Below are 18,632 nucleotides of genomic sequence, written 5' to 3'. Positions count from 1 at the left end.
TACGTCTTCCCGCCCGAGCAGAGCCTGCGCCTGGCGACCGACGTGTTCCGCTTCGTCCTGGAGCGCGGCCTCGCCTTCAATCCGATCTCGATCAGCGGCTACCACATGCGGGAGGCGGGCGCCACGGCGGCGCAGGAGCTGGCCTTCACCTTCGCCGACGCGCTCGCCTACCTGCGGCACGCGGCGCGGGCCGGCCTCGACGTGAACCGGCTCGCGGCGCGGATCTCGTTCTTCTTCGCGGCGCACAACGACCTGTTCGAGGAGGTGGCGAAGTTCCGCGCCGCCCGGCGCCTGTGGGCCACGCTGGTCCGGGAGGAGTTCGGCGGCGACGAGGCGGCGTGCCGGCTCCGCTTCCACACGCAGACCGCGGGGTCCACGCTCACCGCGCAGCAGCCGATGGTGAACGTGGTGCGCGTCGCCGTGCAGGCGCTGGCGGCGGTGCTGGGCGGCACCCAGTCGCTGCACACCAACGCCTTCGACGAGGCGCTCGCGCTGCCGACCGCCGAGTCGGCGCGCCTCGCGCTCCGGACCCAGCAGGTGCTCGCCCACGAGTCCGGCGTCACCGGCACCGCCGACCCGCTCGGCGGCTCCTACTACGTCGAGGCGCTGACGGCGGCCCTCGAGGCCGCGGCCCGGGAGCTGATGGCCGAGGTCGAGCGCCGCGGCGGAGCGGTGCGGGCCATCGCCGACGGCTTCGTGCAGCGGGAGATCGCCGCGGCCGCGTACGCCGCCCAGCTGGGCATCGAGCGCGGCGACGACGTCATCGTGGGCGTGAACCGCTTCCAGGAGGGCGAGGCCGCCGGCGCCCCACCGGCGCCCGACTACACGGCCCTCGCGGCGCGGCAGGTCGAGCGGCTCCGGGCGGCCCGCGCCGCCCGGGACGCCGCCCGCTCCGAGCGCGCGCTCCGCGCGCTGGGCACCGCGGCCGCGGCGCCCGCGGCCCCGCTGATGGAGCTGATCCTGGAGGCCGTCCGCGCGCGGGCCACCGTGGGCGAGATCACGCTCGCGATGGAGCGGGCCTGGGGCCGCTTCGGGAGTTCCTTGACAGCCCCGGCCACCATCGGCTAACCTTATATATCTCTTTGCGTTAGGTCATCAGCCGCAATGCCGACGTACGAGTACAAGTGCCCCAAGTGCGGCACCAGGTTCGAGCGGCTCCAGAAGATCTCGGCGCCGCCGGGCGCGAAGTGCCCCAAGTGCGGGGCCAAGGCCGAGCGCCTGATCTCGGGCGGCCACGGCCTGGTGTTCAAGGGCTCCGGCTTCTACGAGACCGACTACAAGCGTCCGAGCGAGCAGGCGAAGCACGACAAGGCCAAGAGCGACCGGGCGACGCAGCGGCAGAAGGACTCCGGCGAGAAGCCCGCCCCCTCGCCGAAGCCCGACGCACCCAAGTCCGACTCGAAAGCCGACTGACCGTGTCCGAGGACGAGATCAGGGCCGAGCTCGCCCGGGTCGCGGCCGCCCTCGGCGCGCCCGCCGGCGTCGCGGTCGAGCTGGAGACGCCGCGCGAGAAGAGCCACGGGGACCTGGCGACCAACCTCGCGCTGGTGCTCGCGCGCTCGCTCAAGGCCAAGCCGCGGCAGGTCGCCGAGCGGATCGTCGCCGCGCTGAGCTTCCCGCCGGACCTGGTGGCCTCGGTGGAGATCGCGGGTCCGGGCTTCATCAACTTCCGGCTCGCCGCCGACCGGCTCGCCGGCATCCTCTCCCAGATCCTGGCGGCGGGGCCGGCCTACGGCCGCGCGGCCACCGTGCGCGGCGCGCCGGTCAACGTGGAGTTCGTCTCGGCGAACCCGACGGGACCGCTGCACGTGGGGCACGGCCGCCAGGCCGCGCTGGGCGACGCGATCAGCGCGCTGCTGGAGTGGACCGGCTGGAAGGTCACGCGCGAGTTCTACTACAACGACGCCGGCGCGCAGATCCTGAAGCTGGCCGCCAGCGTGCAGGCGCGGGTGGCGCAGCTCGGCGGGCGGACGGCGGAGGTCCCCGAGGGCGGCTACCACGGGGAGTACGTGCGCGAGATCGCCGAGCGCTACCTCGCGGCGCATCCCGCGGACCGGGAGGCGGCGGACGTGGAGGCGGTGCGGCAGTTCGCCGTGGCGGCGCTGCGCGAGGAGCAGGACCGCGACCTCCAGGCGTTCGGGGTGCGGTTCGACGTGTACTTCCTGGAGTCGTCGCTGTACGCCGAGCGGCGGGTGGACGAGACGGTGGCGCGCTGGATCGCCGCGGGCCACACCTACGAGCAGGACGGGGCGCTGTGGCTCCGGACGACGGACTTCGGCGACGACAAGGACCGGGTGGTCCGGCGCAGCGCGGAGAAGGGCGGGGACTACACCTACTTCGTGCCCGACGTCGCGTACCACGTGCACAAGTGGCGGCGCGGGTTCACGCGGGCCATCAACGTGCAGGGCTCCGACCACCACAGCACCGTGACGCGGGTGCGGATCGGCCTGCAGGCGCTGGACCTCGGGGTGAGCGAGGGCTACCCGGAGTACGTGCTGCACCAGATGGTGACGGTGATGAAGGGCGGCGAGGAGGTGCGGATCAGCAAGCGCGCCGGCAGCTACGTCACCGTGCGGGACCTGGTGGACGAGGTGGGGCGCGATGCGGTGCGGTACTTCTTCCTGATGCGGAAGGCCGACTCGCACCTGCACTTCGACATCGACCTGGCGCTGAAGCGCAGCGAGGAGAACCCGGTCTTCTACGTGCAGATGGCGCACGCGCGGATGAGCGGCGTGTTCCGGGTGGGCGGCGTGGACCCGGCCACGGTGGGGGCGGAGGGCGTGGACGTCGCGCTCCTGACCGACCCGAGCGAGGCGGAGCTGCTCAAGGCCCTGGCGCGCTTTCCGGGCGTCGTGGAGCGCGCGGCGGCGGCGCTCGATCCGCAGCGCGTGACGAGCTACCTGGAAGAGCTGGCGCGCGCGGCGCACCTTTGGTACCACCGCTGCAGGGTACTCGGCGAGAACCCGGAGGTCGTGCGCGCGCGCCTGGCGGTGGCGCGGGCCACGCAGATCGTGCTGGCCAACGCGCTCGGGCTCCTGGGCCTGGTGGCCCCGGAGCGCATGTAGCGCCGGGACGGGAGGGGTCGGGATGAGCCTGCTGGTCGTCGGCAGCGTCGCGCTGGACTCGGTCGAGACGCCGTTCGGCCGCACCGAGAACGCCCTCGGCGGGTCCGCCGTGTTCTTCGGGTGCGCGGGGTCGCTGCTCTACCCGGTCCAGATGGTCGGCGTGGTGGGGCGCGACTACCCGATGGCCGAGCTGAAGCGGCTGGCCGAGCGCGGGCTGGACCTCCGGGGCGTGACGGTCGCCGACGGGGAGAGCTTCCGCTGGGCCGGGAAGTACGGCTTCGACCTCTCGACCCGCGACACGCTGGAGACCCGGCTCGGCGTCTTCGCCAACTTCAAGCCGGTGATCCCGCCCGAGTTCCGCGACGCCGAGTACGTGTTCCTGGGCAACATCGATCCGGAGCTGCAGCTCGAGGTCCTGGAGCAGGTCCGCAAGCCGAAGGTGGTGGCCTGCGACACGATGAACTACTGGATCCAGGGCAAGCGCACCGCGCTGATGAAGCTGCTGGAGCACGTGGACGTGCTGCTGGTGAACGACTCGGAGGTGCGCGAGCTGTCGGGCGACTGGCACATCCACCGCGCGGCGCGCTGGGTCCTGAACCACGGGCCGAGGTACGTGGTGGTGAAGAAGGGCGAGCACGGCGCGGTGCTGGTCGAGAAGGACCGGATCTTCTACGTGCCGGCGTTCCCGCTGGACGACGTGTTCGACCCGACCGGCGCCGGCGACTCGTTCGCGGGCGGGTTCATGGCGCAGCTGGCGCGCACCGGCGACGTGTCGGACGCGGGGCTGAGGCTCGCGATGGTCTACGGCTCGGCGATGGGGTCGTTCGCGGTGGAGCGCTTCTCCGTCGGCCGGTTCGAGGAGATCACGCTGGCCGACGTCGTGGCGCGGGTGCGCGCCTACCGCGACCTGGTGCACTTCGAGCTGGACGCCGCGAGCGCCGATGCCGGTCGGCGCTGACCGCTACCGCCGCGCGGGCGTGGACCTGGCGGCCGCCGAGGCCGCCAAGGCGCGCATCGCCGAGCTGGTGCGGGGCACCCGCACCGGCGCCTCGCTCGGCGCGGTGGGCGCGTTCGGCGGCCTGGTGCGGCTGCCCGCCGACGTCGCCCGGCCGGTGCTGGTCGCGTCCACCGACGGCGTGGGCACCAAGGTCCTGGTCGCGATCCGCGCGGGGCGCCACGACACGGTGGGCGAGGACCTGGTCAACCACTGCGTCAACGACATCCTGGTGCACGGGGCGCGGCCCGTCGGGTTCCTCGACTACTTCGCCTCCGGCCGGCTCGATCCCGCGGTGGCGGCCGAGGTGGTGAGCGGCGTGGCGCGCGCGTGCCGCGCGCACGGCATGCCGCTGGTGGGCGGCGAGACGGCGGAGATGCCGGACGTCTACCGGCCCGGGGAGTACGACCTGGCCGGCACGATCCTCGGCGTGGTGGCCGAGGACGAGGCGCTGCACGGCGACCGCGTCGCGCCGGGAGACGTGCTGGTGGGGTACGCCTCGAGCGGCTTCCACACCAACGGGTACTCGCTCCTCCGGCGGGTGATCTTCGGCGACCTGGCGCTCGGGCTCGACGATCCGTTCCCCGCGACCGGCCGGACCGTGGCCGAGGTGCTCCTGGCCGTGCACCGGAGCTACTTCGCCGCGGTGTGGCCGGTGCGCGCGCGGCTGCACGCGCTGGCCCACGTCACCGGCGGGGGCATCCCCGGCAACCTGGTCCGGGTCCTGCCGGGCACGGTGGACGCGGTGGTGCGGGGCGGCTCGTGGCCGGTGCCCGCCGCGTTCGAGCTGGTGCGACGGGGCGGCGCGGTGAGCGACGAGGAGATGCGGCAGGTGTTCAACCTCGGCATCGGGCTCGTCGCCGCCTGCGCGCCGGCCGACGCTGCGGCGCTGCGCGCCGCCGCGCGCGAGGCCGGGGTGGAGACCTGGGAGATCGGCACGACGGTGGCGGGCCGCGGCGCGGTGCGCTGGGACGCGGAGGCGGAGGCGAGCTGAGCGTGGACTTCCGCGAGGCGATGGAGCGCGCCATCGCGCTGGCGTGGAACGGGTGGGGACGGGTGGGCCGCAACCCACTGGTGGGAGCGCTGGTGCTCCGCGACGGCGCGGTGGTCGGCGAGGGCTACCACGCCGAGTACGGGGGGCCGCACGCCGAGGTGCTGGCGATGGTCTCGGCGGGCGAGCGCGCGCGGGGCGCCGACCTGGTCGTGAGCCTCGAGCCCTGCGTGCACCACGGGAAGACGCCGCCGTGCACCGACGCGATCGTGGCCTCGGGCATCCGGCGCGTGGTGTTCGGGGCGCGCGAGGAGGATCCCGCCGCGCGGGGGGGAGCGACGGTGCTCGCCGGGGCCGGCGTGACCGTCGAAGGCGGGCTGTTGGAGAGCGCCGTGCGGGCGCAGAACGCGCTGTTCTTCCACCGCTGCGCCGGGCGCGGGCGCCCGTTCGTCGCGCTGAAGCTCGCGGTCTCGCTCGACGCGCGCATCGCCGACCGGGACGGGCGCTCCCGGTGGGTGTCGGGCGAGGCGGCGCGCGAGTTCGTGCAGTGGCTGCGCGCCGGCTTCGACGCGATCGCGGTGGGCGGGGGCACGGTCAAGGCCGACGATCCGAGCCTGACGGTGCGGGGATCCGTGGCGCCCAACCGGCCGCCGCTCAGGGTCGTGCTCGACCGCCGCGGCGAGCTGCCGCCGGACTCGACGCTGGTGCGGACGGCGCGCGAGACGCCGACCTTGGCCCTGGTGGGCCGGGACGCCGCGGCGGGCGCCGGCGCCCTGCGCGCGGCGGGGGTCGAGGTCGCGGCGGCGGACGGCCCGCGCGAGGCGCTGGCCGAGCTGGCGCGGCGCGGCGTGGACAGCGTGCTGGTGGAGGGCGGCGGCGTGGTGGCCGGACGGATGCTCGGGGAGGACGTGGTGGACCGTGTCTATCTGGTGGTGGCTCCGCTGTGGCTGGGCGAGGGCGGCGTGAGCGCCTTCGCCGGGCTGCCGGGCGCGGCCATCGGCGAGGCGGTGCGGTGGCGCACGGTGGACCGCCGCGCGCTGGGCGACGACACGCTGCTCGTGATGGACCGGCGCTGATGTTCACCGGCATCGTGACGGCGATGGGGACGGTGCGCCGCGTCCGCCGCACCGCGCGCGGGCTCGAGGTCCGGATCGAGCACCCGTACCGCCGCAAGCTCGCCATCGGCGAGAGCATCGCCGTGGACGGCACCTGCCTGACGGTGGTCGCGCTCGGCCGGCGGACGTTCACGGTCGAGGCGGTGACGATGACCCGCAGCCGCACCACCCTCGGCGAGTACGCGGCCGGGCGCCCGGTGAACCTCGAACGGTCGCTGAAGCTGGGCGACCTGCTGGGCGGGCACCTGGTCTCCGGCCATGTGGACGGCGTCGGGACCGTGGTGCGGCGCCGGCCGCTCGCCGACTCGGTGCTGCTCGACATCCGGGTGCCGCGCCTGGTGGCGGACCTCTCGGTGCTCCACGGCTCGATCGCGGTGGACGGCATCAGCATGACCGTGAACGCCCTGCCCAGGCGCGGCGTGGTGCAGATCTCGGTCATTCCGCACACGCTGGAAGTCACCACCCTGGGTAGAGCCCGGGTCCGGACGCGGGTACATTTGGAGGCTGACCTGATCGGGAAGTTCGTGCAGCACCTCCTGGCGCCGCACCGGGCCGCCCGGAGGAGGAGGCGGAGCTAGATGACATTCGGGACGGTGGAGCAGGCGATCGCCGACATCCGCGCCGGCCGGCTGGTCGTGGTGGCGGACGACGAGGGCCGGGAGAACGAAGGCGACCTGGTCGCGGCGGCGGAGAAGATCACGCCCGACCTGATCAACTTCATGACCGTGCACGGGCGGGGCCTGATCTGCCTCACGCTGACCGGCGAGCGGTGCGAGGCGCTGGGCCTGCAGCAGATGGTCGAGCACAACACCGAGGCGCACGAGACGGCGTTCACTGTCAGCGTGGACGCGGGGGCGCGCTTCGGGGTCACGACCGGGATCAGCGCCGCCGACCGCGCCACGACCATCCGCGTCGCGATCGACCCGGTGACGGTGCCGGGCGACCTCAGGCGGCCCGGGCACGTCTTCCCGCTCCGCTCCCGGCCCGGCGGGGTGCTGCAGCGGGTGGGGCAGACCGAGTCGAGCGTGGACCTGGCGCGCCTGGCCGGCCTCATCCCGGCCGGGGTGCTGTGCGAGATCCTCAACGCCGACGGCACGATGTCGCGGCGGCCGGAGCTGGAGCGGTTCGCCGCCGAGCACGGACTCACGTTCATCACCGTGGCGCAGATCGTCGCCCACCGGCTCCAGAACGAGCGGCTGGTGCACCGGGTGGCCGAGGCGCGGCTGCCCACGCCGTATGGCGAGTTCCGGGTCATCGGCTATCGCAACGACGTCGACAGCGCGGAGCACGTCGCGCTGGTCTACGGCGACGTGCGCGCGCGGCCCGAGGCGCTGGTGCGCATCCACTCCAAGTGCCTGACCGGGGACGTGTTCGGCTCGGCGCGCTGCGACTGCGGCTGGCAGCTGCAGACGGCGATGAGGATGATCGCCGAGGCCGGCGCCGGGGTGGTGGTCTACCTGGACCAGGAGGGGCGCGGCATCGGGCTCCTCAACAAGCTCAAGGCGTACGAGCTGCAGGACGCGGGGCAGGACACGGTGGAGGCCAACGAGCGGCTCGGCTTCCTGCCCGACCTCCGCAACTACGGCATCGGCGCCCAGATCCTGCTCGACCTGGGGGTGAAGGCGATCCGCATCCTCACGAACAACCCGATGAAGCTGGTGGGCATCGAGGGCTACGGCCTGTCCATCGTCGAGCGGCTCCCGATCATTCCGCCGCGCACCGAGGAGAACGCCGGGTACCTCGACGTCAAGCGCGACAAGCTCGGCCACCTGCTGGCGCACTGATGGGCGCCGCGGGCCAGGCGTCGGCGTCCCGCGCCGCTCCCTCGCGGATCGCGCTGGTGGCGAGCCGCTACAACGAGAACGTCACGCGCCGGCTGCTGGCGGGGGCGGAGCAGTGCCTGCGCGAGCACGGCATCGCGCCGGACCAGGTGGACCTGCGGTGGGTGGCCGGCGCCTGGGAGCTGCCGGTGATGGCGCGCGGTCTGCTGGAGCGGGGCTGCTACCGGGCGCTGGTCGCGCTCGGGGCGGTGATCCGCGGCGAGACCGCGCACTTCGAGATCATCGCCGCCGAGTCCGCGCGCGGCCTGATGAGCCTCTCCGTCCAATACGGCGTGCCGGTGGGCTTCGGCGTCCTGACCTGCGAGAACCTGGAGCAGGCGCTCGAGCGTTCCGGCGGCACCGCGGGCAACAAGGGGCACGAGGCCACGGCGGCGGCGCTGGAGGCCGCGGCGGCGCTGCCGCACGATGGCGATCCGGCCTGAGACGCGCACCCGTGCCCTCGCGCTCCAGCTGCTCTACGCGTGGGACCAGGTGGCGGAACCGGCGGCCGATCCGCGCCCCGTGTGGGCGCGGGTGCTGCCGCTGGTGAAGGCGTCGCCGGCGGTCCGGGACCGGGCCGTCGGCCTCGCGGAGGCGGTGGTGGGCGCGCGGGCGCGGCTGGACCCCGCGCTGGAGCGCGCCGCCGACCGCTGGCGGCTCGAGCGGGTCGCGGTGGTGGACCGGAACCTGCTGCGCCTCGCGGCCCTCGAGCTGGAAACCCGGGTCACCCCGCCCAAGGTGGTGATCGACGAGGCGGTGCGGCTGGCGCGGTGGTTCGGCGGGCCCAAGTCGCCCGGCTTCGTGAACGGCATCCTCGACCGGCTGGCCCGCGACCTGGGCCGGCTGTGAAGCTCCTGGTGGTCAACTGGCGCGACCGGACGAATCCGCAGGCCGGCGGCGCCGAGGTGCATCTCCACGAGATCTTCGGCCGCGTCGCGGCGCGCGGCCACGAGGTGCACCTGCTGGCCAGCCGGTATCCCGGCGCCGCGGCCGACGCGACGCTCGACGGGATGGCCGTGCACCGGGTGGCGGGGGAGTACGGCTTCGCCGCGCGCGGCCGGCGGGCGTTCGCCGCGCTGGCGCGCGCGCTGCGGCCGGACGTCGTGGTCGAGGACGTCAACAAGGTCCCGCTCTACCTGCCGCTGCGGTGGCGGGGACCGCTGGTGCTGCTGGTGCCGCACCTGTTCGGGACCACGGCGTTCCGGGAAGTCGCGTGGCCGGTGGCCCTGGCGGTGTGGGCGGCCGAGCGGCCGATGCCCGCCGTGTACCGCCGCGCGGCGGTGCACGCGATCAGCGACAGCACGCGCGACGACCTGGTGCGGCGCGGCTTCGCGCGCGAGGCGATCCGGGTCATCTACCCGGGGGTGGACGCGGCGCACTATGCGCCGGCCGCGGGGGTCGCCCGGGCCGGCCGGCCGCGGTTCCTGTACGTGGGGCGGCTGAAGCGGTATAAGGCGGTGGAGACGGCCATCGCCGCCCTGGCGCTGCTGCGCCGCTCCGCGGCCCCGGACGCCGAGCTGGTGATCGCCGGGAGCGGCGACGACCGGGCGCGGCTCGAGCGGCTGGCGGCCGGCGGGAGCGGCGTGACGTTCCTCGGGCGCGTGAGCGAGGAGGCGAAGCTGGCGCTGTACCGGGAGGCGTGGGCGGTGGTGTTCCCGTCGCCCAAGGAGGGCTGGGGCATCACCAACCTCGAGGCCGCCGGGTGCGGGACGCCGGCCGTGGCCTCGGACAGCCCCGGGCTGCGGGAGTCGGTGCGGCACGGCGAGACCGGGCTCCTGGTCCCGCACGGCGACGCCGGCGCGATGGCGGCCGCGCTCGGCGAGCTGGTCCGGGACGCCGCCCTGCGCGAACGGTTGGGACGCGGGGCGCGCGCGTTCGCGGAGTCGTTGAGCTGGGATCGCGCGGCCCGCGAAACGGAAGCCCACCTCGAAGCCGCCGCGGCCGCAGGGCCGCGCGGCCAGGAGCGCGGTTGATGGAGACGACGATCACCACCCGCCACGGCGAGATCGCGGAGGCGCTGCGGCTGCGCGTCGAGCGCGTCGTGGAGCGCCTGGCGCGGCTCGCGCGCCGGCCCACGGCGGCGCACGTCACCTTCGGGCAGGACCACCAGCGGGCCACCGCCGAAGTCCGGCTCACGGCGGCGCGCGGAATGGTGCACGTGGCCAGCGCCGACGCGCCGGACCACCGCACGGCCCTCGACCGCGCCGCGCAGAAGCTGCGGCGCCAGCTCGACAAGCAGGAAGCCAACCCCCGCCGGCGGGCGGGCAGCGCGCGGAGGTAGCCTACGGTCCGATTGCGTGACCTGATCGAGCAGCGCGCGGACACGCTGCAGCTCGAGGTGCTGACCGGGGACGCGGGCCTGGACCGCGTCATCCCCTCGGCCGAGGTATCGAACCCGGGGCTGGTGCTGGCGGGCTACACCGCGCGCTTCACCCCGGACCGCGTGTACGTGCTGGGCGAGACGGAGATCTCGTACCTGTTCGCCCTGCCGGCGGCGGAGCGGCGGCAGCGCATCCTGTCGCTGTGCCAGCTGGGGTGCCCCTGCCTGTTCGTGACCAAGGGGCTCGAGGTGCCGCCCGAGCTCGCCGAGCTCGGGCGCGCCAACGGCGTCGCCGTGATCCGCACGTCGCTCAAGACGTCGGAGTTCTACAACCGCCTCAAGCCGTTCCTCGAGGAGGTCTTCGCGGCGCAGACCGCGATCCACGGCTCGCTGGCGGACGTGTACGGGGTGGGGCTGCTGTTCCTGGGGCGCTCGGGCATCGGCAAGAGCGAGTGCGTGCTGGACCTGGTCGAGCGCGGGCACCGCGTGGTGGCCGACGACGTGGTGCTGGTGCGCCGGCTGGGCCACGACGTGCTGATCGGCCGCGGGCACGAGCACCAGCACCATTTCATGGAGATCCGCGGCATCGGGCTGATCGACATCGCGGCCCTGTTCGGGATCCGCGCCGTGCGGCAGCAGAAGCGCATCGAGGTGGTGGTGCAGCTGGAGGACTGGGACAGCGCCGCGCCCTACGAGCGCACCGGTCTCGACGGCGACGAGACCACCGTCCTCGACGTGAAGCTCCCGCGGGTGGTGGTGCCGCTGAACCCCGGGAAGAACATCACGGTCATCGCCGAGGTGGTGGCGATGCGGCACCTGCTCAAGTACTCGGGCGTGGACTCCGCGCGCGAGTTCAACGAGCGGCTGATCGGCCGGATGCAGGAGCAGCGCCAGATCCGCGAGTACCTGGAAGAGGACTATGAGTGAGCGCCTGACCGGCGTGGTGGTCGCCCACTCGGAGCTGGCCGCGTCGCTGCTCGCGGCGGTGCGCGCGATCGCGGGCGACGACCACGGGCTGGCCGCCGTGTCCAACACCGGCTGCGACCGCGCCGCGCTGCTGCGCAGCCTGGATGCCGCCATCGGCGGCGGCCCGGCGGTGGTGTTCACCGACATGGCGGGCGGCTCGTGCGCGTTCACCGCGGCGGCCCTGGCGCGGGGCCGGGGCGACGTCCGGGTGGTGACCGGCGTGAACCTGGCGATGCTGGTGGACTTCGCCTTCCACCGCGACCTGCCGGTGGAGGAGGCGGCGCGGCGCGCGGTCGAGGTCGGCCGCACCGCGGTGGGGCTGGTCGAGCGGTGAGCGTGGTGCTGTACCGCATCGACGACCGCCTGATCCACGGGCAGGTGGTCGTGGGCTGGGGACAGCGGCTGGGCATCGGCTTCATCGTGCTGGTGGACGAGGGCGTGCGCGCCAACGTGTGGGAGCAGGAGCTGTACCGCATGGGCGTGCCGCCGGCGATGGACGTGGTGTTCGCCACCGTCGCGGAGGCGGCCGGGCACGCGGCCGAGTGGGAGCGCGACCCGCGCAAGGGCATCGTGCTCACCGGCGACGTGGACACGATGGCGGCGCTGTGCGCCGCGGTGCCGGAGGTGCGCAAGGTGAACGTCGGCGGCATCCACGCGCGCGAGGGGCGGACCGAGCGGCTGCGCTACGTGTTCCTGACCGAGGCCGAGGCGGCGCGGCTGCGCGAGCTCGCCGGCCGGGGCGTCGAGGTCACCGCGCAGGACGTGCCGACGGCGAAGCCGGTGCCCGTCGCGGAGCTGGTGTGACCGGCGCGAGCGTCGCGGCCGTGCTCGGCGTCGGGGCCGTGGCGGGGCTCGACCTGGTCAGCGTGCCGCAGGCGATGATCGGCCGGCCGCTGGTGGCGGGCTTCCTCGGCGGCGCGGTGGTCGGCGGGCCCATGGCGGGCCTCGCCACGGGCGCGGTCCTGGAGCTGTTCGCCTTCGAGTCCCTGCCGGTGGGCGCGTCCCGCTACCCGGACTGGGGTCCGGCAGCGGCGGCGGCCGGGGCGCTGGCCGCGTTGCGCGGGGGGGTGTGGGACCCCGCGTGGATGGCCGGCATCATGGTGGTGGCGCTCCTGGCGGCGTGGCTCGGCGGCCTGGGGCTGATCGCGGTGCGGCGGCTCAACGCGGCGCAGCTGCGGCGGCGCGAGCTGGCGCTGGACCGCGGCGACGCGCGCGCGCTGGCCGCGCTGCAGGTCGGGGGCATCGTGCGCGACCTGCTGCGCGCCGGGGCCCTGACCGGCGTCACCCTCGCCGTGGGCGAGCGGGTGGCACGCCACGTGGCGCAGGGCTGGCGCGCCCCGCGGGAGCTGGCCGACGTGGCGGTGCTGGGCACCGCCCTCGGCGTGGCGCTGTGGAGCGCGTACCGCCTGTTCGGACAGGGGACGCCGCGGCGCTTCCTGGCGGGCGGCGCGGTGGCGGGCGTGGCGCTCGCGGCCGGACTGCTGGCGTGGTGACGCCCTCCGACCGGGCCCCGGGCTTCCGCTCGGCCCTGGTGCGCCTGTTCACGATCCAGGCGGCGTTCACCTACGAGCGGATGCTGGGCGTGGGGTTCGCCTTCGCGGTCGAGCCGATGCTGCGGGCGCTGGGCCGGAGCCCGGGCCAGGAGGGGCCGGCGGCGTACCGTGCCGCGCTGGCGCGGCAGGCGCGCTTCTTCAACGCGCACCCGTACCTCGCCGCGCTGGCGGTGGGGGCGGCGGCGCGGGCGGAGGCGGACGGCGCGCCGCCCGAGCGGATCGAGCGGCTGCGGTCCGCGCTCATCGGCCCCCTGGGCTCGCTGGGCGACCGGCTGGTCTGGGCCGGGTGGCTGCCGGCCTGCGCGGCGGTCGGGCTGCTCCTGGTGGCGTGCTCCGCCGGGGCCTGGGCCGTGGTCGTGTTCCTGGTGCTCTACAACGTGGTGCACGTGTGGCTGCGGGTGTGGGGCCTCAGGCGGGGGTGGCGCGCGGGGATGAGCGTGGCCGGCGCGCTCGCGGCGCCGGGCCTGCAGCGCTCGCTCGAGCTGGTCGCGCCGGTCGCGGCCCTGGTCGTGGGCGCGGCGCTGCCGGCCCTGCTCGGCTGGTACCCGTTCCGGGCGCGGTGGGAGGTGCCCGCTGCGGCCGCCGCGGCGGTCCTGTTCGCCGAGGCCGCGCGGCTCCTGCAGGGACGGGCCACCGGCCTGGTGACGGCGGCGCTGGTGCTGGCCGTGGTGGTGGGCGTGGGGGTGCTGTGGTAGTGGAGCGGTCGGCCCCGATCGTCAACCGGCTCGGCCTGCACGCGCGGCCGGCGGCGGAGTTCGTGAAGGTCGCCAACCGGTTCCGCGCGCACATCGTGGTGAAGAAGGACGACCTGGAGGTCAACGGCAAGAGCATCATGGGGATGATGATGCTGGCGGCCGAGTGCGGGAGCGCGCTGCTGATCCGCGCCGACGGCGACGACGCCGAGGCGGCGGTGGAGGCGCTCCTGGCGCTGGTGGCAGCGGGGTTCGGGGAGGACTGATGCCGCACCGGGTCATCAAGGGAATCGCGGTGTCGCCGGGCGTGGCCGTGGGACCGGCGCTGGTGGTGCGCTGGGAAGCCCCGGCCGTGCCCGACGTCACGATCCGCCCGGACCAGGTGGCGGCCCAGGCGCGCCGGCTGGAGGAGGCGATGGCGTACGCGCGCGAGCGCATCGGGCGCTCGCGGGCCCGGGCCGCGGAGCGGGCGGGCGAGGAGGAGGCCCGCATCTTCGACGCGCAGCTGATGATGCTCGAGGACCACGACCTCCGCGCGGGCGTGGACCGGCTGATCAAGGACAACCACTTCTCGGCCGAGCGGGCGTTCCAGCTCAAGATGCTGGAGTGGCGCGGGCTGTGGAGCACCACGGGCAGCGCGACGCTGCGCGAGCGGCTGGCCGACCTCACCGACGTCGAGATCCTGGTCCTCTCGCACCTGCTCGGGGTCGAGGAGCCGGCCCTGGAGCACGCGAGCCCGGAGGCGCCGGTGGTGCTGGTGGCGCGCGACCTGACGCCGGCCCTGACGGTGCAGCTGGACCGCGACGCCGTGCTGGCCATCGCGTGCGAGGAGGGCACGCGGACCTCCCACGCCGCGATCCTCGCCCACTCGATCGGCATCCCCGCGGTGATGGCCCTGCCCGAGGTGCTCGAGCGGGTCTCCACCGGCGACACGGTGGTGCTCGACGGCTGGGCCGGGACGCTGCAGGTCGAGCCGTCGGAAGCGACCATGGAGGCGGCGCGCCGGCGCGACCGCCAGCGGCGCGAGCTGGAGCGCGACCTGGAGGCGGGCTCGGAGCTGCCGGCGCAGACCACGGACGGCGCCGTGCTGGCCGTGCGCGCGAACCTCGACCTGCCCGAGGAGCTGGAGGGCGCGCTGCGCCACCGCGCCGAGGGCATCGGCCTGATGCGGACGGAGTTCCTGGTCCAGGGCCGCGGGCAGATGCCCACCGAGGACGAGCAGGCGGAGCTGTACCGGCGCATCGGGACGGCGTTCGCGCCGCATCCGGTCGTGGTGCGCACCTTCGACCTCGGCGGCGACAAGTTCCCGGCGCCGTTCAAGCGGACGAACGAGGGCAACCCGATGCTCGGCTGGCGCGCGATCCGGGTGTGCCTGGACCAGCCGGAGATCTTCCGCCCGCAGATCCGGGCGATCCTGCGGGCGGCGGCGCACGCGCGGCTCAAGATGATGCTCCCGCTGGTGACCCGGGTGGACGAGGTGCTGCGGACCCGCGAGCTGGTGGCCGAGGAGGCCCGCGCGCTCCACAAGAGCGGGATCGAGTCGGCCACGAGCGTGCCGATCGGAATCATGGTCGAGACGCCGGCGGCGGCGATCGTGGCCGACCGGCTGGCGGAGGTCGCGGACTTCCTCTCGGTCGGGACGAACGACCTGGTGCAGTACACGCTGGCGGTGGACCGGGGGAACGCGCGGCTGGCCGAGCGCTTCAATCCGCACCATCCGGCGATCCTGCGGCTGCTGGCGGCGGTGGCGCGGGCGGCGCGCGCGGCCAACCGGGAGGTGTCGGTGTGCGGCGAGATGGCCGCCGACCCCGTGTCGGTGTACCTGCTGGTGGGTCTCGGCTACCGGGTGCTGTCGGTGGCGTCGCCGAGCCTGCCGCTGGTGAAGTGGATGGTGCGCCAGATCAGCGCGCGGGACGCGGCGTCGTGCGCGGAAGCGGCGCTGGAGCTGCCCACCACCGACGAGGTGAACGCGTTCGCGCGGCGCACCGTCGGGAGCGTCGTGGACCTGCGGCTCCTCGACCCTTCGTCCCCGTTGCCAGCCCGTGCACGCCGGGCTAGCTTCCGCCGTTAGCGACCCCAACACGAGACGACACATTGAGTAACGAGCGACGCTGGCTCTTCACCTCGGAGTCGGTCACCGAGGGTCATCCGGACAAGATCGCCGACCAGATCTCGGATGCGGTGCTCGACGCGATCATCGCCAAGGACGCCGCGGCCCGGGTCGCGTGCGAGACGTTCGTGACCACCGGGATGGCCGTCGTGGGCGGCGAGATCACCACCGAGACCTACGTTAACATCCCGGACATCGTGCGCGGCACGGTCGAGGCGATCGGCTACACCGACGCGTCGTACGGCTTCGACGCGGAGACCTGTGCGGTCCTGACCAGCATCGACCGGCAGTCGCCGGACATCAAGCAGGGCGTGGACACGGGCGGCGCCGGCGACCAGGGGATGATGTTCGGCTACGCGTGCGACGAGACCAGGGAGCTGATGCCGCTCCCGATCCAGCTGGCGCACGCGCTGACCCACCGGCTCGCCGCGGTGCGCAAGGCGGGCAAGCTCCCGTGGCTCAGGCCCGACGGCAAGTCGCAGGTCACGATCGAGTACGAGGGCGACCGGCCCAAGCGGGTGCACACCGTGGTGGTCTCGACGCAGCACGCGCCGACCATCGGGCACGAGGAGCTCAAGGCCGAGGTCATCGAGCACGTGATCAATCCGGTCGTGTCCGAGTACGTCGCGGGCGAGCAGCCGATCTACCACATCAACCCGACCGGCCGGTTCGTGGTCGGGGGGCCGCAGGGCGACGCGGGACTCACCGGCCGCAAGATCATCGTGGACACCTACGGCGGGTACGCGCGGCACGGCGGCGGCGCGTTCAGCGGGAAGGACCCCTCCAAGGTGGACCGCTCGGGCGCGTACGCGGCGCGGTGGGTGGCGAAGAACGTGGTGGCCGCCGGCCTGGCGCGCCGCTGCGAGGTGCAGGTGGCCTACGCCATCGGCGTGCGCGAGCCGGTCTCGCTGCTGGTGGACACCTTCGGCACCGGCACCGTGCCGGACGAGGTGCTCGAGCGGGCGGTGCGCGAGCAGTTCGACCTGGTGCCGCGCGCGATCATCGAGGCGCTGGACCTCCGCAAGCCGATCTACAAGGCCACGGCCGCCTACGGCCACTTCGGCCGCAAGCCGGTGAAGGCATCGGTCGAGGAGACCGAGGTCGAGCTGTTCACCTGGGAGCGCACCGACCGCGCCGCCGAGCTGGCCGACACCGCGAAGCGGATGGCGGGCGTGGCGCGCCCGGCCAGCCGCTAGGAGCGCGCGCGATGGCGATGGCCGCCAAGCAGGACGCCCACGACGTGAAGGACCTGGCGCTGGCGGCGGAGGGCCGCCGCCGGGTGGAGTGGGCCGAGCGCTCGATGCCGGTGCTGCGCCTGATCCGCGAGCGGTTCGCGAAGGAGCAGCCGTTCCGCGGCCGGCGCCTCAGCGCCTGCCTCCACGTCACGACCGAGACCGCGAACCTCGCGATCACCCTCAAGGCCGGCGGGGCCGAGGTCGCGCTGTGCGCGTCCAACCCGCTCTCGACCCAGGACGACGCGGCCGCCCACCTGGTCAAGGACCACGGCATCGCGGTCTACGCCATCAAGGGCGAGGACCACGAGACCTACTACGAACACATCCGCGAGGCGCTGGCGCACCGGCCCGACGTGACGATGGACGACGGCGCCGACCTGGTGGGCTCGCTGCACATGATCGCGCTCGGCCGGATGGACGACCTGGCGCCGCCGGTGCGGAAGTGGGTGGAGTCGCTCTCCAAGGACGCGCGCGCGGCCCTGGTCAAGGGCGTGATCGGCTCCACCGAGGAGACCACCACCGGCGTCATCCGTCTCAAGGCGATGGCCAAGGACAAGGTGCTGCAGTTCCCGGTCATCGCGGTGAACGACTCCGACACCAAGCACCTGTTCGACAACCGCTACGGCACCGGCCAGTCCACCGTGGACGGGATCGTGCGGGCCACCAACCTGCTGCTGGCGGGCTCCACGGTCGTCATCGCCGGCTACGGGTGGTGCGGCCGCGGCGTGGCGAACCGGTTCCGCGGCGCTGGCGCGGACGTGATCGTGACCGAGGTGGACCCGGTCAAGGCGCTCGAGGCGCGGATGGACGGGTTCCGGGTGATGCCGATGGCCGAGGCCGCGCCCGTGGGCGACGTGTTCGTGACGCTCACCGGCAACGTCAACGTGATCCGCGTCGAGCACATGCGCCGGATGAAGGACGGCGCGGTGGTGGCCAACAGCGGGCACTTCAACGTCGAGATCGACCTCGAGGGGCTGAAGCAGGCGGCGCAGGGCCCGCGCGAGGCCCGCGCGTTCGTGGACGAGTGGACGCTGGGCGGGAAGCGGATCCACGTCCTGGCGGAGGGCCGGCTCATCAACCTGGCGGCGGCCGAGGGCCACCCGGCGAGCGTGATGGACATGTCGTTCGCCAACCAGGCGCTGGGCGCCGAGTACCTCGTCACGCACGTGCAGGACCTGTCGAAGGACGTGCACCGCGTGCCCGCCGAGATCGATCGGGAGATCGCGCGCCTCAAGCTCGCGGGGATGGGGCTCGCGATCGACACGCTCACCGCGGAACAGCGCCGCTACCTGGCGTCCTGGGATCTTGGCACCTGACGCGCCGGGGAGCGGGCTGGTCGAGGTCCGCGTCGCCCATCTCGGTCTCGACCGGAACACCAATGCTCCGGTGGTGGTCCTGCAGGAGAAGGACGGGCAGCGCGTGCTCCCGATCTGGATCGGGCCGAGCGAGGCGAGCGCCATCGCGATGGAGCTGGCCGGCGTCAAGTTCTCCCGCCCGCTGACGCACGACCTGCTGAAGCAGGTGATCGTCGGGCTCGGCGGCGAGCTGCGCCGCGTGCTCATCACCTCGGTGAAGGACAACACCTACTACGCCGAGCTGCACATCTACCGGAACGGCGACGTCGTGCAGGTGGACGCACGCCCGTCCGACAGCATCGCGATCGCGCTGCGCCTGAAGGCGCCGATCTTCAGCAACGGCGACCTGCTCGACACCTCGGCGGTCAGCACCGTGGACACGCCGCCCGACGAGGGACCGCTCGACAAGGAATCGC

General features: G+C 74.0%; 22 protein-coding genes. All 22 read left to right on the top strand.

What is annotated here, in order from left to right:
* On the top strand, positions 1–1,068 hold a 1,068-nt coding region (locus VMF70_10815), incomplete at its 5' end, for a methylmalonyl-CoA mutase family protein (protein ID HTT68511.1).
* 36 nt (positions 1,069–1,104) lie between these two features.
* Positions 1,105–1,413, top strand: coding sequence for a zinc ribbon domain-containing protein (locus VMF70_10810; protein ID HTT68510.1), 309 nt, complete (start codon positions 1,105–1,107; stop codon positions 1,411–1,413).
* A 2-nt stretch (positions 1,414–1,415) separates the two neighbouring features.
* A complete protein-coding gene (argS, locus tag VMF70_10805) occupies positions 1,416–3,065 on the top strand; it encodes an arginine--tRNA ligase (GenBank protein HTT68509.1) in 1,650 nt (549 codons plus the stop codon).
* 22 nt (positions 3,066–3,087) lie between these two features.
* Entirely contained in the window at positions 3,088–4,023 is a 936-nt protein-coding gene (locus tag VMF70_10800) for a PfkB family carbohydrate kinase (GenBank protein HTT68508.1), read from the top strand.
* Positions 4,007–5,053: a phosphoribosylformylglycinamidine cyclo-ligase gene (gene purM, locus VMF70_10795; protein ID HTT68507.1), complete on the top strand. Its 1,047-nt coding sequence runs from the start codon at positions 4,007–4,009 to the stop codon at positions 5,051–5,053. The genes VMF70_10800 and purM overlap by 17 nt, the downstream gene beginning before the upstream one ends.
* Before the next feature lie 2 nt (positions 5,054–5,055).
* Complete coding sequence (ribD, locus tag VMF70_10790; GenBank protein HTT68506.1) at positions 5,056–6,126, top strand: bifunctional diaminohydroxyphosphoribosylaminopyrimidine deaminase/5-amino-6-(5-phosphoribosylamino)uracil reductase RibD; 1,071 nt, start codon at positions 5,056–5,058, stop codon at positions 6,124–6,126.
* Complete coding sequence (locus VMF70_10785) at positions 6,126–6,743, top strand: riboflavin synthase (protein HTT68505.1); 618 nt, start codon at positions 6,126–6,128, stop codon at positions 6,741–6,743. Before ribD ends, VMF70_10785 begins: the two co-directional genes overlap by 1 nt.
* Positions 6,744–7,949 (top strand): bifunctional 3,4-dihydroxy-2-butanone-4-phosphate synthase/GTP cyclohydrolase II, encoded by a 1,206-nt coding sequence (locus VMF70_10780; GenBank protein ID HTT68504.1) that lies wholly within the window; start codon positions 6,744–6,746, stop codon positions 7,947–7,949. It begins immediately after the preceding gene.
* A complete protein-coding gene (gene ribH / locus VMF70_10775; GenBank protein HTT68503.1) occupies positions 7,949–8,428 on the top strand; it encodes a 6,7-dimethyl-8-ribityllumazine synthase in 480 nt (159 codons plus the stop codon). The genes VMF70_10780 and ribH overlap by 1 nt, the downstream gene beginning before the upstream one ends.
* Positions 8,412–8,834 (top strand): transcription antitermination factor NusB, encoded by a 423-nt coding sequence (gene nusB, locus VMF70_10770; GenBank protein HTT68502.1) that lies wholly within the window; start codon positions 8,412–8,414, stop codon positions 8,832–8,834. The genes ribH and nusB overlap by 17 nt, the downstream gene beginning before the upstream one ends.
* A complete protein-coding gene (locus VMF70_10765; GenBank protein ID HTT68501.1) occupies positions 8,831–9,958 on the top strand; it encodes a glycosyltransferase family 4 protein in 1,128 nt (375 codons plus the stop codon). The genes nusB and VMF70_10765 overlap by 4 nt, the downstream gene beginning before the upstream one ends.
* A complete protein-coding gene (locus VMF70_10760; protein HTT68500.1) occupies positions 9,958–10,266 on the top strand; it encodes an HPF/RaiA family ribosome-associated protein in 309 nt (102 codons plus the stop codon). Before VMF70_10765 ends, VMF70_10760 begins: the two co-directional genes overlap by 1 nt.
* Before the next feature lie 12 nt (positions 10,267–10,278).
* Positions 10,279–11,232: an HPr(Ser) kinase/phosphatase gene (gene hprK, locus VMF70_10755; protein ID HTT68499.1), complete on the top strand. Its 954-nt coding sequence runs from the start codon at positions 10,279–10,281 to the stop codon at positions 11,230–11,232.
* Positions 11,225–11,605, top strand: a complete 381-nt coding sequence (locus tag VMF70_10750; protein ID HTT68498.1) for a hypothetical protein — start codon at positions 11,225–11,227, stop codon at positions 11,603–11,605. Before hprK ends, VMF70_10750 begins: the two co-directional genes overlap by 8 nt.
* Positions 11,602–12,075: a PTS sugar transporter subunit IIB gene (locus VMF70_10745; GenBank protein HTT68497.1), complete on the top strand. Its 474-nt coding sequence runs from the start codon at positions 11,602–11,604 to the stop codon at positions 12,073–12,075. Before VMF70_10750 ends, VMF70_10745 begins: the two co-directional genes overlap by 4 nt.
* The gene (locus VMF70_10740; protein HTT68496.1) at positions 12,072–12,764 is read left to right on the top strand and encodes a PTS sugar transporter subunit IIC; all 693 of its coding nucleotides are present in this window, start codon (positions 12,072–12,074) and stop codon (positions 12,762–12,764) included. The genes VMF70_10745 and VMF70_10740 overlap by 4 nt, the downstream gene beginning before the upstream one ends.
* Positions 12,761–13,519, top strand: a complete 759-nt coding sequence (locus VMF70_10735; protein ID HTT68495.1) for a PTS system mannose/fructose/sorbose family transporter subunit IID — start codon at positions 12,761–12,763, stop codon at positions 13,517–13,519. The genes VMF70_10740 and VMF70_10735 overlap by 4 nt, the downstream gene beginning before the upstream one ends.
* The gene (locus tag VMF70_10730) at positions 13,519–13,782 is read left to right on the top strand and encodes an HPr family phosphocarrier protein (protein HTT68494.1); all 264 of its coding nucleotides are present in this window, start codon (positions 13,519–13,521) and stop codon (positions 13,780–13,782) included. Before VMF70_10735 ends, VMF70_10730 begins: the two co-directional genes overlap by 1 nt.
* Positions 13,782–15,587, top strand: coding sequence for a phosphoenolpyruvate--protein phosphotransferase (gene ptsP / locus VMF70_10725; GenBank protein ID HTT68493.1), 1,806 nt, complete (start codon positions 13,782–13,784; stop codon positions 15,585–15,587). Before VMF70_10730 ends, ptsP begins: the two co-directional genes overlap by 1 nt.
* A 23-nt stretch (positions 15,588–15,610) precedes the next feature.
* Positions 15,611–16,822 carry a methionine adenosyltransferase gene (metK, locus tag VMF70_10720; protein HTT68492.1) on the top strand — a complete coding sequence of 404 codons (1,212 nt, stop codon included), beginning with the start codon at positions 15,611–15,613 and terminating at the stop codon, positions 16,820–16,822.
* An 11-nt stretch (positions 16,823–16,833) separates the two neighbouring features.
* Positions 16,834–18,177, top strand: a complete 1,344-nt coding sequence (gene ahcY / locus VMF70_10715) for an adenosylhomocysteinase (GenBank protein HTT68491.1) — start codon at positions 16,834–16,836, stop codon at positions 18,175–18,177.
* Positions 18,167–18,632 (top strand): bifunctional nuclease family protein (locus tag VMF70_10710; GenBank protein ID HTT68490.1); only part of this gene is annotated, 466 nt, incomplete at its 3' end. The genes ahcY and VMF70_10710, both read left to right, overlap by 11 nt.

The sequence above is a fragment of the Gemmatimonadales bacterium genome, assembly GCA_035502185.1.
Lineage (GTDB): Bacteria > Gemmatimonadota > Gemmatimonadetes > Gemmatimonadales > JACORV01 > Fen-1245.
The sequence above is the reverse complement of the archived record's forward strand: the minus strand, read 5'-3'. Positions and strand labels throughout refer to the sequence as shown.